Raw genomic sequence first — 13,279 nt, forward strand, 5'->3', positions numbered from 1 at the left:
CTAAAATCCCGGTCCGCATTTTCCTTTAGGTTTTAGCTATGCACTGCGCACTCTATGACGCCGGGCGCTGCCGTTCCTGTCAGTGGATCGAACAGCCGATGGATAACCAGCTCACCGCAAAAATGAACGACCTGCACCAGCTGCTGGCGGAGATCCCGGTGGCGGAGTGGTGCGCCCCGGTCAGCGGGCCGGAGCAGGCGTTTCGCAACAAGGCGAAGATGGTGGTCAGCGGCAGCGTGGAAAAACCGCTGCTGGGTATGCTGCACCGCGACGGCACCCCGGTAGATCTCACCGATTGCCCGCTCTATCCCGCCTCCTTTGCCCCGGTTTTTGAGGCGCTGAAACCCTTTATTGCTCGTGCCGGCCTGACGCCCTACAACGTGGCGCGCAAGCGCGGTGAGCTGAAGTACCTGCTGCTCACCGAAAGCCAGCTCGACGGCGGCATGATGCTGCGCATAGTGCTGCGCTCGGAGGAAAAACTCGACCGGCTGCGCGCGCTGCTACCGGATCTGCAGGCGGCGCTGCCGCAGCTGAAGGTGATCACTGCCAATATCCAGCCGGTGCACATGGCGATCATGGAGGGCGAGCGGGAGATCTGGCTGACGGAACAGCGCGCGCTGGCGGAAAACTTTAACGGCGTGCCACTGTGGATCCGGCCGCAGAGCTTCTTCCAGACCAACCCGGTGGTCGCCGCCGGGCTGTATGCCACGGCGCGTGACTGGGTACGGGCGCTGCCAGTGCAGCACATGTGGGATCTGTTTTGCGGGGTGGGGGGTTTTGGCCTGCACTGCGCAACGCCTGAGATGAAGCTGACCGGGATTGAGATTGCGCCTGAAGCCATCGCCAGTGCGACACAGTCAGCGGAGATGCTGGGGCTGCGTGACGTGCATTTCCAGGCGCTGGACTCCACGCAGTTTGCTACCGGCCAGCAGGCGACGCCGGATCTGGTGGTGGTTAACCCACCGCGTCGGGGCATTGGCAGCGCGCTGTGCGACTATCTCAACCAGATGGCACCGCCGTACATCCTCTATTCCAGTTGCAATGCGCAGAGCATGGCAAAAGATATTCAGCAGTTACCGGATTACCAGGCAACCCGCGTTCAGCTGTTCGATATGTTCCCCCACACCGCGCATTACGAAGTTCTGACGCTGCTGGTACGCCGCTAATCCGTAGGTGCGCAAGTTAAACGGCGGGTGCGCAAGGTAAACGGCGGGTGCGCAAGCTTACCCGCCCTACACCCGCCCTGGACCCGCCCTGGACCCGTAGGGTGGGTAAGCGAAGCGCACCCACCATAAACGCACAAGCCGAAGCGTGGCCTCTTCACCAGTACCGCTTCCACACCCCCGTCATACGCATCAGCGCTTCGACGTAGAAGTAGTCTCCCCAGCTGCAACACTCGTCCACCCCTTTGTTGCTCGCCAGATGGTAGACGCTATGCTTCAGCAGCCCGGTGCCGGTGTCGTCAGGCTGTACCAGATAGTCCCGGTTCAGGGAGCTCATGATGTGCTCGGCCCACTGCTGGTAGGTGTCGCGATCCGGATCGGTCACCGGCAGATGGTTTACCAGCTCCAGCAAACCGCACACCGCAATGGCCGCTGACGACGAGTCGCGCAGCGCGTCGCTGCCCAGCAGCGCCAGATCCCAGTGGCAGACGCCATCGTCCGGCAGGCGGTTAAGGAAATAGTTCGCGACCTTCTTCGACAGCGTCACCATATCTTTATCGCCGGTGTAGATAAAGCTCAGCAGGAAACCGTAAATACCCCACGCCTGGCCGCGCGACCAGCACGAATCATCGGCGTAACCCTGCTGGGTATTGCCGAAGCGCGGCTCACCGCTGACCGGGTCCATGTAATAGGTGTGCCACGACGAGGCGTCCGGGCGCACCAGATAGCGTGCGGCCTGGCGCACGTGCGCTTTCGCCACCTCGGCGTAGCGCGCATCGCCGGTCTGCTCACTGGCCCAGTAGAGCAGCGGCAGGTTCATATTGCAGTCGATGATCATGCGTCCGGCCTGCTCCGGATCGTCAAGATTGCCCCAGGCCTGGATGATCTGCGCCTTCGGGTGATAGCGCTCCATCAGCGCCTCGGCGGCCAGCAGCGCAAAGCCGCGCGCTTCGCGGTTGCCGGTGAGACGCCAGTCCGCCACGCAGGAGAGGGTATAGAGGAACCCGAGATCGTGGGTGTTAGTATCGTGGCGTCCGGCGATGCGCAGCCCGAAGGAGCGCACCTGTTTCTGCGCCGCCTGCAGGAAGGTCTCATCCCCGGACATCTCCCAGGCCAGCCACATCTGCCCGGTCCAGAAACTGGTGGTCCACTCCACGTTGTCGGTTAGCGGGTAACGCCCCTCCTTGCAGGTCTCCGCCGGGAATTTATCCCCGAACTGCGCCAGATTCCCTTTCAGGCGCTCCAGCACATAGTGGCGGGTATCCAGCAGCGCGGTCTTCAGCGGCTCGCGTCCGGTGGGGACAACGGGCGGGCGGGACAGCGGTTCATACGCGATATCGTGCAGCATAGTTCACTCCTTTTGCTGGCAGGGTTAGTTCTTCACCGGTTCGGCGTGTTCAGGTTCGACGTAGCTCCCGTCGCGCTTGCTCTGGCATGCCGACAGGGTAAAGGCCGAAATCAGGGTAAAGGTGAGCGCGATAGCCCCCATCAGGATATAGGTCTGCTCAAAGCCGATGCGGTCATACAGGTAGCCCGCCGGGGAGGAAACCACCACGTTGCCGACGTAGAGCATCGCCTGGTAGCCGAGCAGGTACATGGTGGCATTGACGCGCTTGTCGAAATGCTCAGCGATGTACTTGAATACCGACACCAGCAACAGACAGATCTCCAGCCCGTAAAGCGGCTTGAGGATTGAGATCAGCAGATGCGAATCGCACAGCCCGGAGATGATCAGGCGCGCGCCAACCACCAGCCCGACAATCAGCAGCCCCTTTTTCGCCCCGACGTAGTTCACAAACAGCGGGATCACCATGTACATCAGGAATTCCATCCCGGACTGCACCGTACCGAGATAGCCAAACACCGCGTTGCCCTGCTGGACGTCATCAAAGAAGGTGACGAAGTAGCGCGAGAACTGCTGTTCGGCGATAAACATCATCCAGGCCACGCCCGCCACATAGAGGCAGAAGGCCCAGAATTTGCGGCTGCGCATCAGCTCCACCACATCGCTGAATACAATTTTCTGCTTCGACAGCACGTCATCGGCGTTGCCGGTGTTGGCATTGACTTTGAGGCTCAGCAGCACAATCAGCATCACCACTGAGGTGACGCTGCCGAGAATAAAGTTCCACGACGGCGAGAGGTTAAACAGCAGGCCGGAGAACGACGACGCCACCGCCCAGCCGAGCGAACCCCACATGCGGATCTGGCCGAACTCCATCCCGTTCAGACGGCTGTAGCGATCGGTATAGGATTCGCAGGCCGCCACACCGGCGTACCAGGCGAAGCTGAGATAGATAGCCCCGACAATAATCCCCAGCATGGTGTGGGAGATCAGCAGCGGCTGGTAGACGTAGATGAAGAACGGTGCCATCAGGGCGGACATGCCGACCACGAAGTAGAGCAGGTATTTGCTCATGCCGATCTTGTCGAGAATGTAGCCGTAGACCGGCTTCAGGATCACCGAGAAGATGCCGTTGACCGCAAATACCGTCCCGATCACCGAGCCGCTGAGGTTAGTTTTTTGCCCGAGCCAGATCGCCAGCAGGCCGATACTGGCGGACCAGGTGAAGAAGTAGAGGAAGATAAAACTACTGATCTTGACGTACTCTTTTTTGTTGGCGGCAGTAATGTTTTTCATACAAGCCTCGACAGGGAAGATGTTGTGTTTGTTATTAAATGAGAATCGTCGTTTCGCCGTCGGCCCCGGACACGTGCAGGCTGGTGGCAGTCAGGGTCAGGCGCGGGGCGTTATCGGGTGACAGCGGTTCGCTGACCCCGGCAGCCACCGCGCAGCACAGCCAGTGCTCGCCGGGTGGCAACTCGCCGCTCAGGTGCGGAATGGCCGCGCATTCGGCAAACATGATGCTGCTGTTCGGCGGGGTGATGACGTGGCCCGCCAGGCGCGCCCGCGGCGAGCGCTCAACGATGCAGCTGCTGCCGACAGCGCTGGCGATCAGCGTGGCACCGTCGCGTTCGTCAACGGCGGTGATCCCCGGCTGGTGCATCACCGCAAACCCGCCTTCAACCGCATGCAGCGCCCGGGCGCTGTCGATGTGGTGTACCCGCAGATGCCAGGCCCCGCAGGGGATAAGCCAGGTTGAGATCTGTACGTCCCGCCACGGCGACCAGCGCGAAAAGATGTGCGTGTCGCTGGTCTGCACGCTGTCGCAGCCGCGGCGGCCGCGATAGTAGCCGTCCCCTTCGCTCAGCAGCAGCATTGAGTCGCAGGCGGCGTGCTTGATCCCGTAGCGCCCGCGCTCGATGGTGAAACCGAAGGCCGAGGAGTAGGCAAATTTGGTGTATTTCGCCTCGGTATTGACGTAGTTGTTCAGCTCCAGCTGCCCGGACGTCAGCAGCCAGGCGTGGCGGGAGCCTTCGCTGTGAACCAGCAGCTGATCGGCGGGCGTTATGGCCCGGACAGCGGGCAGGGCAGGCAGCGGCAGCTCATCGGCCTGCCAGAACGGGTGCGTGTCCGGCAGGGCGAGGATGAGAAACGTTTTCAGCGCCCAGTAGGGCGAGCCGGGGGAGTTATAGTCCTCGCACATCGCCAGGTTTGGGTACGCATAGCCGAGCGTCAGAATACCGTCGCGATCGAGGATCGGCTTATCGAACCACCAGCGCAGGTGACGCAGCACAATGCCTTTCATCACGCCGGGAGCAAAGGTGTCCAGCCCGGCAAACGCCGCCGCGCTCCAGAACGCCACCATAGCGAAACGGTAAGTCAGGCTGCGCCCGAACGGGATCGACGCGCCGTCGGCGGCGGAGAAGTGAATAAAGTCGGCGGCAAACAGGCTGGCGCGGCTGCGCAGCAGGGCGGCGCGCTGCGGATCGTCGTCGGCCATCAGAGTGGCGTAGAGCAGGCCGTAGAAGTGAAATGCCATCGAGATGTAGTAATCCTTTGGCCGACCCGGCCCGTCGGAATACCAGCCGTCGCCCAGGTAGTACGCCTCCATCATCGCAAAGCGGCGCTCCACCGCTTCTCGCTGCCACGGCAGCCCGGCGCGCTTAAAGCCCATCTGCACCAGAATGGCGAAGTAGTTCCAGTTGCTGTCCGGCATCTGCGCGTCGTCGATCTGGCTCAGCCAGTTAATCAGGTTTTCCAGCTCGCGGGCGGAAAAATGACGCGTCAGCCTGCCGTCCAGCAGTGCCAGCCCGTAGCCATAGGCCGCCATCTCTACTAAGCGCTGATCGTACGGCCCGGTATCGCCCCAGTAGCCCGGATGCTGCGGGTCGGTGCCGTAACGGATCGCGTTCAGGTACTTCTCCGCTTCCGGTAGCGTATCGCCCCCGGCCAGCAGAGGAAACACGCCCCACAGCGCACGCGACAGGCCCTCCATGCGGGCAATATCCGGCCCGTAGTGGGCGCAGGTATTCCCGAGCGTGATGCCGGTTTCCCCGGCAGCGAACTGCGTATCCAGCGCCTGCAGCAGTCCTTTTACCAGGTCTGCCACCTGCTGGCGGGTGGTCAATGGATTTGCGTTTTGCCACTCTCCGTAAGCCATCTTATATGCCTCTCTGTTCCTTGCACCGGGGTCGCGGGACGACGAATGGCATTGAGAATAGGCAACGGAGCCGTACGGCAAACGTTAGCTGGGTCACAGGGCGACACATTTGCCAGCACGTTGTTCAGGAAAATTTAAAACTATGGTTTATAACTCGTCGGGTAGAGACAAAAATTGAAAACGGTTGTCCTGTGAAAAACGACTGCGAAAAATCCCTGCTGGAGCTGATCCCCCTGAATGACACCATTCTGTCGTTCAGTCGCCTGTACGCTAATTCGATTCGCTACCATCACTGGCATCAATGTATGGAGCTGCTGTATGTGGAAGAGGGCTACGGGGTGGTGATCGTGGATAACCAGCACTACACCATGCGGCCGGGCCGGCTGTTTCTGTTTCCGCCGCTGTCGCTGCATAAGGTGATGGTGGAGGAGAGCGTGCGCGATAGCTACCGGCGCACGGTGATCCATCTCGATCCCTGGGCGGTGGATCGTCTGCTGGCTCCGTTTGCCCGCCGTCAGGCGCGGTTCGCGGCCCTGAGCCAGCGCGGCAGCCGGGCGCAGGTGTACGATCTGGCTGACAGCCACCCGCACCTCGACCACTTTTTTGCCGACTACGAGCCACTGCTCAATCGCGGTCAGTGCGACCATGAGGATGTCGTCTGCTTTATGCTGCAGCTGCTGCGCTTTATGCCGGAGAGCGCCTCCCGGCCGCCGCGCACCAGCGCTGCGCTGTCAACCCAGGTGATGTTCTGGGTCGAGGAGCACTACGGGCGCAAATTCAGGCTGGCCGAGATGGCTAACGAGCTGAATCGCTCGGCGAGCTACCTGTCGCGGCGCTTTCAGCAGGAGACCGGGGAGCAGATCCACGACTACCTCACCAGCTTTCGCCTGCGAAAAGCCTGCGAGCTGCTGCGCCACCATGCCTTAAGCATCAGCGACATCGCGCAGCGCGTTGGCTTCTCGGATACCACCTACTTCATTAGCTGCTTTAAGAAACGAATAGGGGAAACGCCGCTGCAGTACCGCAAGCAGCTGTCGGGGGAGGAGGTAACGGGGAAGGGGTAACAGCGGGGCGGCACGCGGGGCGCGCCGCCGGAAAAGCGATTACTGCGGGAACCACTGGTCGTTGATTTTCTGATAGGTACCGTCAGCTTTGATGGCTTCCAGTGCATCATTCAGTTTTTTCAACAGCGCAATGTTATCCGGGCGCACGGCAATGCCGAGGCCGGTGCCGAAGTACTGCGGATCGGTCACTTTATCGGTGGCGGTCCCCAGCTGCGGGTTGGTTTTCAGCCACTCATTCACCACGGCGGTGTCGCCGAACACGCCATCGAGACGGCCATTTTTCAGATCGATAATCGCATTCTGGTAGCTGTCATAGGCGACGGTTTTCACTTCCGGATGCTTATCCTGAAGGTATTTCTGGTGCGTGGTGCCGTTTTCCATGCCGATGCGCTTGCCTTTCAGCTGGTCGAAGGAGCTGAACGCGCCTTTTTTGGCGATCACCACCGCCGAGTTGGCGTAATAGGGAGCGCTGAACGCCACCTGCTTGCTGCGCTCCGGGGTGATGTCCATACCTGAGATCACCGCGTCATATTTTTTGAATTTCAGGGCCGGGATAAGGCTGTCGAATGCCTGGTTGGTAAAGGTGCACTCGGCCTGCATCTGTTTGCATAACGCTTTCGCCAGATCGATATCAAAACCGACGATCTGATTGTTGGCATCCAGGGATTCGAACGGCGGATAGGTCGCGGATGACGCAAAGCTGATTTTTTCTGCAGCCGTGGCGCTGAAGGCGCTGGCGAGTAAAGCGACCAGTAATAACTTTTTCATTTCTGAACTCCCGTCTGTCAATTTTGTTGTTATAGATGTGCTGTTGCGTGGGAGTGACTTTGCCATTAAGTGAATTTATATTCAATAAAAATGTATAAATATATGTTTTGTGGCAGTGTCAGGGTGGGTCTGTAGGGTGGGTAAACGCAGTGCACCCACCGTTAGGGCATGAAGTCTATGGGATTGCGGTGATGGTTCCGTTCACCGTGGCGCCGCGCTCATATGCAAACACTGCTGCTCGTGAACGGGTGAAGGGGGTTCGCCGCCACCCCCTTCACCATCCCGGCTCCCGGCCAGTAAAACCGGCCCTGCGGGCTACCCTTGCCTCCGGCGTTTCGCTTCCGGTCGGGCGCGATACCCCATCCCGGGGCTCGCGCCCTCTGGCGGTTCCCGACCGCCAGCCCGGACTCAACGCCTGCGGCGCGGCGGTTTTGATGCCGGATAAGGCCACGCCTCGGCTTATGCGTTCATGGTGGGTGCGCGTTGCTTACCCACCCTACGGGATGGCGGAATTTTGTAGGGTGGGTAAACGAAGTGCACCCACCGTTTAGCGGCGTACCCGTAATTCCAGGATGGGTAAGCGCAGCGCGCTCACCGTTTACAGCGCACCCGCCAGTGAGCAGGTGCGCATCTTCAGGGGGATTAACTGCGGTGTTCGAATGCCAGCGCGCGGCGCTCGATCAGGCGCATCATCAGCGTCAGCAGACCATTAACCACCAGATAGATCAACCCGGCGGCACCGAACACCATCACGTCGTAGGTGCGCCCGTAGAGCAACTGCCCGTGCCCCATCACTTCCATCAGCGTGATGGTGTAGGCCAGCGAGGTACTTTTGAACACCAGTACCACTTCGTTGGAGTAGGAGGAGAGCGCGCGCTTGAAGGCGTAAGGCAGCAGGATCGCCAGCGTATCCTTCTTGCTCATACCCAGTGCGCCGCACGACTGCCACTGCCCTTCGGGAATGGCGCGGATCGCGCCGTAAAACAGCTGGGTGGTATAGGCCGCGCTGTTCAGCGAGAGCGCAATCAGCGCACACAGCCAGGGCTCAGAGAGTAAACTCCACAGCCACGGCACCTGCTGCAGCGCCGGGAACTGCCCCGGACCGTAATAGATAAGGAAGATCTGCACCAGCAGCGGCGTACCGGTAAACAGCGTGATGTAGCCGCGCACAATCCACACCAGCACCGGCGTTTTCAGGGTCAGCACGATGGTGAACAGCAGCGACAGCACCAGCGCCACGGCAATCGACGCAGCGGTCAACGTCAGGCTGGTATGGAGGCCTTTCAGCAGTTCGGGTAAATAGTCGAGCATCAGCCGGGTCTCCGTTCAAAACGCGTGGCGCGCTGGTCAATGCGTTTCAGGACGTACTGGCTGAGCAGGGTGATCACCAGATAAATCGCCGCAGCGATGATGTACCAGGTAAACGGCTCCTGGGTGCGGGTCGCGATGCTACGGGTCTGCAACATCAGGTCGTTAACGCTGATAAGCGAGACCAGCGCGGTATCTTTCAGCAGCACCAGCCACTGATTGCCGAGCCCCGGCAGGGCATGACGCCACATCTGAGGCATCACCAGGCGGAAAAAAATCACCGTTTTCGACAGGCCCAGCGCCTGGCCGGATTCCCACTGGCCGAGCGGCACGGCTTTAAGCGCGCCGCGCAGAGTCTGGGACGCGTAGGCGGCATAGAGCAGCGACAGCGCAATCACCCCGCACAGAAACGGGCTGACGTCGAAGTTGTCGATCTGCATCTGCACCGGGATCTGAATAACGCCGAGATTAATGCTGAAGCCGTCAGAGAGCAGGAGCAGCAGCTGCGATGCGCCAAAATAGATAAACAGCACCACCAGAATTTCCGGCAGGCCGCGTAGCAATGTGACGATGCCGGTACCGAGCCAGGCGACCGGGCGCCATTTTGCAGACTCCCAGACGGCAAACAGCATCGCCAGCGCCAGGCCGATGACCAGTGCACAAACGGCAAGGCCGACGGTCATCCCGGCGGCGCTTGCTAAGGGAAACATATCGTTCATTCAGGCGCTTACTTCTGGAACCATTTTTTGTAGATGGCATCGTAAGTGCCGTCCTGTTTTACCTTCTCCAGCGCGGTGTTGAACTTCTGCTGCAGATCGGTGTTGCCCTGACGCACGGCGATGCCGAGGCCGGTACCGAAGTAGGCTTTGTCAGTGACTTTATCGCCCACGGCGGCCAGCTTGTCGTTAGCTTTCAGCCACTCGGTGACCACGGCGGTGTCGCCAAACACGGCATCGATACGGCCATTCTGCAGATCGAGACGCGCATTCTGGTAGCTGTCGTAGGAGACGGTGGTGATTTCCGGGTGCTTATCGGTAATAAATTTCTGATGGGTCGTCCCGTTCTGCACGCCCACTTTCTTGCCTTTCAGCGCCTCGATGCTGGTGAACTTGCCTTTCTGGCCGATGAACAGCGCCGAGTTGTCGTAGTAAGGCGTAGAGAACAGCACCTGCTTTTCACGCTCCGGCGTGATGTCCATGCCGGCCATCACCGCATCGAAACGGCGGAATTTCAGGCTCGGGATCAGGCTGTCGAACGCCTGATTGGTGAAGGTGCAGGTAGCGTCGATCTCTTTACACAGCGCGTTAGCCAGATCCACGTCGAAGCCGACGATTTTATTGTTGGCGTCCATCGATTCAAACGGAGGGTAGGAAGCCTCGGTGGCAAAACGGATGGTCTGCGCGGCGGTAGCGGACAGGCTGACGCTGGCAAGCAGCGCGGCAATCAGAATTTTTTTCATTGTCATTTCCCGATAGACATCAGTGAGATAAGTAGTTTTTAAACGCGTCGGTCTGCGGGCTGGCAAAGCAGCTCGCGGAACCCTGTTCAACGATATGGCCGTTTTCCATATACACCACGCGGCTCGCGGTTTTGCGCGCCACTTCCACTTCATGTGTCACGATGACCTGGGTAATACCGGTTTGCGAAAGTTCGCGAATAATGCTCACCACCTGGGCGGTGATTTCAGGATCCAGTGCCGCGGTTGGCTCATCGAACAGCAGAACCTGCGGCTCCATCATCAGGGCGCGGGCAATCGCCACGCGCTGCTGCTGGCCACCGGAAAGGTGCAGCGGGAAGCGGTCGCTGAACGGCGTCAGGCGCAGGCGCTCCAGCAGTTTGCCGGCACGCTCGCGCGCCGCGTCTTTCGTCAGGCCGAGTACACGGCAGGGCGCTTCGATAAGGTTTTGCAGCACCGTCAGGTGCGGCCAGAGATTGTACTGCTGAAACACCATACCGACGTTCTGGCGCAGCTCGCGGATCGCGCTGTCGGAGGGGGCTTTTGCAAAATCGAACCGGGTACCGGCGATGCCCAGCGTACCGGAGCGCGGCATCTCCAGCAGGTTGAGTACCCGCAGCAGGGAGCTTTTACCCGCGCCGCTCGGACCAAGCAGCACCAGCGTTTCGCCCTGAGGGCATTCGAGGTTGATATCAAACAGCGCCTGATGCGCGCCGTAGAAGCAGTTAATGCCGTTTAATTGAATACTCATGCGAAACAGTCGAATAGCTATTGAGGCCGCAAATAGTAACGTTGGCAGAATAGTTATGCAATATTTCTGCGTCAAAACCTAAAAACAACGCCTGTCAGCTCTTAAACTTAGCAGAAAATAGTGCAGCGGAAGGGAGGTAAGAATAAATATCGGCATATGAAGATAAATGCCAGACTATTTACGGGGGTTACCCTCTTCCGCTGCGGCGCTTTGCTTAGCTACCGCGTTTTTCCAGCGACTGACGCAGGGTGCCGGCGGGCGCATGGGTGGCATCGCCGAGGTAGCGCACGTCGTCCACCACCCAGCACTGGCCTTCCCGGATCATCAGCACTTCATCCTGCCAGCGCTGTTCGCCCTGAGACAGTTCAACGCGCAGCGGAATGTTACGCGCGTCGGTGTTCGGGATGCGCGAGCTGCTGGCAACCACGGCGTTATCGGCGGTGGTGGTGCGGCTGGAGAAGATATCGCCTTTCAGGAATACCGCCTGCTCAGGATGCGTCTGCTGCGCTTTTTGCAGCGTCTGCCACAGGGAGTCGCTGAGATAAGGGCGCAGCGCCGCGACGTCGCCCGCGTTCTGGCCGCGATGCTCGATACGGTAGTCATAAAATTGCTGTGCCACGCTGTCCGGGCCGCCGTCCACGCATGGACCGCTGCGGGTGCCGATATCCTTAAAGGCAGGCGTCACAGTGGTACAGGCGCTGAGAGCCAGCGCGCAGGGTAAAAGTAAAGTCTTCGCGAAGTGGCGCATTTTTATTTCCTTATTTGTCTACTACGGTTCTTGTCAGAGGACTTTTTCAGCATAGCGTATAGCACAGGAATATGGCTGTGATATTGTGCGCTAACGCATTGATAGCCAAAGAAGGAGAAGGTTTTATGCAATTTTCTACCACCCCAACGCTCGAAGGGCAGGTGATTGTTGAGTACTGCGGCGTTGTCACCGGGGAAGCGATTCTCGGGGCAAACATCTTCCGTGATTTCTTTGCCGGCATTCGCGACATCGTCGGTGGTCGCTCCGGTGCCTATGAAAAGGAGCTGCGTAAGGCGCGTGAAATCGCGTTTCGCGAGCTGGGCGATCAGGCAAAAGCCCTCGGCGCCGATGCGGTGGTCGGCATTGATATCGACTACGAAACCGTCGGCAAAGAGAGCAGCATGCTGATGGTGAGCGTCACCGGTACCGCGGTGAAAACCCGCCGATGAAGCGCCTGCTGTGGCTGTGCGCGCTGGTGGCTCTGCTGGCCGGGTGCGCGGGTGAAAAGGGCATCGTAGATAAGGGCGACTATAAAGTGGATACCCGCCGCCAGGCGCAGGCGGCATATCCGCGCGTGAAGGTGCTGGTGATTCACTATACCGCCGACGACTTCGACACCTCGCTGGCTACCCTCACCGATAAGCACGTCAGTTCCCACTATCTGATCCCTGACAATCCGCCGCAGTCGGGCGGAAAACCGCTTATCTGGCAGCTGGTGCCGGAGCGGGAGCTGGCCTGGCATGCCGGGGCCAGTTTCTGGCGCGGGGCGAGCCGCATCAACGACACCTCGATTGGTATTGAGCTGGAGAACCGTGGCTGGATCAAGGTTAACGGCGCGAAGCAGTTTGCACCGTTCAACCCGGCGCAGATTCAGGTGCTGGCGAAGCTGGCCCGCGACATCATTACCCGCTACGACATCAAACCGCAGAATGTGGTGGCCCACGCGGACATCGCGCCGCAGCGCAAGGATGACCCCGGCCCGCTGTTCCCGTGGCAGCAGCTGGCTGCCCACGGCATTGGCGCCTGGCCTGATGCGCCGCGGGTGGCGTTTTACCTGAATGGCCGCGACCCGTTTGCGCCGGTAGACAGCGCGCTGCTGCTGGATGCGCTGGCGCGCTACGGCTATCCGGTCACGCCGGAGATGACTCCGGCTCAGCAGAAGCGGGTGATTCAGGTGTTCCAGATGCATTTCCGCCCGGCGCTGTGGAGCGGAATTGCCGATGCCGAAAGTCTGGCTATCGCGAATGCGTTGCTGGAGAAGTATGGGCAGGGGTGAACGGGGGGCGCCCACCGTTTACCGCGCATTCGCCGTTTTTACATCACGTCTATGTGAATTCGGCAAGGGTTCCGTTCACCGTGGCATCGCGCTTACATGGGAACGCCGCTGCTCGTGAACGGGTGAAGGGGGCTCGCCGCCACCCCCTTCACCATCCCGGCTCCCGGCCAGTAAAACCGGCCCTGCGGGCTGCCCTTGCCTCCGGCGTTTCGCTTCCGGTCGGGCGCGATACCCCATCCC

At 59.9% G+C, this 13,279-nt stretch carries 13 protein-coding genes; 4 read left to right on the forward strand and 9 right to left on the reverse strand.

Annotated features, from left to right (window positions below; translation table 11 throughout):
- Positions 1-38: 38 nt before the first annotated feature.
- Positions 39-1,166 (forward strand): 23S rRNA (uracil(747)-C(5))-methyltransferase RlmC, encoded by a 1,128-nt coding sequence (gene rlmC / locus ET34_RS0120480; RefSeq protein WP_031525167.1) that lies wholly within the window; start codon positions 39-41, stop codon positions 1,164-1,166.
- Between the two features lie 154 nt (positions 1,167-1,320).
- On the opposite strand, the gene ET34_RS0120485 is transcribed toward rlmC, so the two are convergent.
- Genes ET34_RS0120485 through ET34_RS0120495 form a run of 3 tightly spaced genes read right to left on the reverse strand, consistent with a single transcriptional unit; the run spans position 1,321 to position 5,668 of the window.
- Positions 1,321-2,511, reverse strand: coding sequence for a glycoside hydrolase family 88 protein (locus ET34_RS0120485; RefSeq protein ID WP_031525169.1), 1,191 nt, complete (start codon positions 2,509-2,511; stop codon positions 1,321-1,323).
- Positions 2,512-2,535: 24 nt separating this feature from the next.
- Positions 2,536-3,804, reverse strand: a complete 1,269-nt coding sequence (locus ET34_RS0120490; protein WP_031525171.1) for an oligosaccharide MFS transporter — start codon at positions 3,802-3,804, stop codon at positions 2,536-2,538.
- Positions 3,805-3,838: 34 nt separating this feature from the next.
- Positions 3,839-5,668 (reverse strand): DUF2264 domain-containing protein, encoded by a 1,830-nt coding sequence (locus ET34_RS0120495; protein WP_031525172.1) that lies wholly within the window; start codon positions 5,666-5,668, stop codon positions 3,839-3,841.
- 191 nt (positions 5,669-5,859) lie between these two features.
- On the opposite strand from ET34_RS0120495, the gene ET34_RS0120500 reads away from it, so the two are divergent.
- The gene (locus ET34_RS0120500) at positions 5,860-6,732 is read left to right on the forward strand and encodes a helix-turn-helix transcriptional regulator (RefSeq protein ID WP_031525174.1); all 873 of its coding nucleotides are present in this window, start codon (positions 5,860-5,862) and stop codon (positions 6,730-6,732) included.
- A 39-nt stretch (positions 6,733-6,771) separates the two neighbouring features.
- Here ET34_RS0120500 and artJ read toward each other — a convergent pair whose 3' ends face one another.
- The 6 genes from artJ to ET34_RS0120530 form a co-directional block, all read right to left on the reverse strand.
- The gene (artJ, locus tag ET34_RS0120505; protein WP_031525176.1) at positions 6,772-7,500 is read right to left on the reverse strand and encodes an arginine ABC transporter substrate-binding protein ArtJ; all 729 of its coding nucleotides are present in this window, start codon (positions 7,498-7,500) and stop codon (positions 6,772-6,774) included.
- Between the two features lie 642 nt (positions 7,501-8,142).
- A complete protein-coding gene (gene artM, locus ET34_RS0120510; RefSeq protein WP_031525177.1) occupies positions 8,143-8,811 on the reverse strand; it encodes an arginine ABC transporter permease ArtM in 669 nt (222 codons plus the stop codon).
- Positions 8,811-9,527, reverse strand: coding sequence for an arginine ABC transporter permease ArtQ (gene artQ, locus ET34_RS0120515; protein ID WP_031525178.1), 717 nt, complete (start codon positions 9,525-9,527; stop codon positions 8,811-8,813). Before artQ ends, artM begins: the two co-directional genes overlap by 1 nt.
- 8 nt (positions 9,528-9,535) lie before the next feature.
- Positions 9,536-10,267 (reverse strand): arginine ABC transporter substrate-binding protein ArtI, encoded by a 732-nt coding sequence (gene artI / locus ET34_RS0120520; protein ID WP_031525179.1) that lies wholly within the window; start codon positions 10,265-10,267, stop codon positions 9,536-9,538.
- A gap of 19 nt (positions 10,268-10,286) precedes the next feature.
- Entirely contained in the window at positions 10,287-11,015 is a 729-nt protein-coding gene (gene artP / locus ET34_RS0120525; RefSeq protein ID WP_031525180.1) for an arginine ABC transporter ATP-binding protein ArtP, read from the reverse strand.
- A gap of 214 nt (positions 11,016-11,229) precedes the next feature.
- Complete coding sequence (locus ET34_RS0120530) at positions 11,230-11,763, reverse strand: lipoprotein (RefSeq protein ID WP_031525182.1); 534 nt, start codon at positions 11,761-11,763, stop codon at positions 11,230-11,232.
- Positions 11,764-11,888: 125 nt separating this feature from the next.
- On the opposite strand from ET34_RS0120530, the gene ET34_RS0120535 reads away from it, so the two are divergent.
- Both ET34_RS0120535 and ET34_RS0120540 read left to right on the forward strand, forming a co-directional pair.
- On the forward strand, positions 11,889-12,212 hold the full coding sequence (locus ET34_RS0120535) for a heavy metal-binding domain-containing protein (RefSeq protein WP_031525184.1): 324 nt from the start codon (positions 11,889-11,891) through the stop codon (positions 12,210-12,212).
- The gene (locus ET34_RS0120540) at positions 12,209-13,039 is read left to right on the forward strand and encodes an N-acetylmuramoyl-L-alanine amidase (protein WP_031525188.1); all 831 of its coding nucleotides are present in this window, start codon (positions 12,209-12,211) and stop codon (positions 13,037-13,039) included. Before ET34_RS0120535 ends, ET34_RS0120540 begins: the two co-directional genes overlap by 4 nt.
- Positions 13,040-13,279 lie beyond the last annotated feature (240 nt).

This window comes from Siccibacter colletis (assembly GCF_000696575.1).
Taxonomy (GTDB): domain Bacteria; phylum Pseudomonadota; class Gammaproteobacteria; order Enterobacterales; family Enterobacteriaceae; genus Siccibacter; species Siccibacter colletis.

Coding starts and splice junctions, on each gene's coding strand:
- rlmC (WP_031525167.1), top strand. CDS start 39: ATGCACTGCGCACTCTATGACGCCGGGCGCTGCCGTTCCTGTCAGTGG.
- ET34_RS0120485 (WP_031525169.1), bottom strand. CDS start 2,511: ATGCTGCACGATATCGCGTATGAACCGCTGTCCCGCCCGCCCGTTGTC.
- ET34_RS0120490 (WP_031525171.1), bottom strand. CDS start 3,804: ATGAAAAACATTACTGCCGCCAACAAAAAAGAGTACGTCAAGATCAGT.
- ET34_RS0120495 (WP_031525172.1), bottom strand. CDS start 5,668: ATGGCTTACGGAGAGTGGCAAAACGCAAATCCATTGACCACCCGCCAG.
- artJ (WP_031525176.1), bottom strand. CDS start 7,500: ATGAAAAAGTTATTACTGGTCGCTTTACTCGCCAGCGCCTTCAGCGCC.
- artM (WP_031525177.1), bottom strand. CDS start 8,811: ATGCTCGACTATTTACCCGAACTGCTGAAAGGCCTCCATACCAGCCTG.
- artQ (WP_031525178.1), bottom strand. CDS start 9,527: ATGAACGATATGTTTCCCTTAGCAAGCGCCGCCGGGATGACCGTCGGC.
- artI (WP_031525179.1), bottom strand. CDS start 10,267: ATGAAAAAAATTCTGATTGCCGCGCTGCTTGCCAGCGTCAGCCTGTCC.
- artP (WP_031525180.1), bottom strand. CDS start 11,015: ATGAGTATTCAATTAAACGGCATTAACTGCTTCTACGGCGCGCATCAG.
- ET34_RS0120530 (WP_031525182.1), bottom strand. CDS start 11,763: ATGCGCCACTTCGCGAAGACTTTACTTTTACCCTGCGCGCTGGCTCTC.
- ET34_RS0120535 (WP_031525184.1), top strand. CDS start 11,889: ATGCAATTTTCTACCACCCCAACGCTCGAAGGGCAGGTGATTGTTGAG.
- ET34_RS0120540 (WP_031525188.1), top strand. CDS start 12,209: ATGAAGCGCCTGCTGTGGCTGTGCGCGCTGGTGGCTCTGCTGGCCGGG.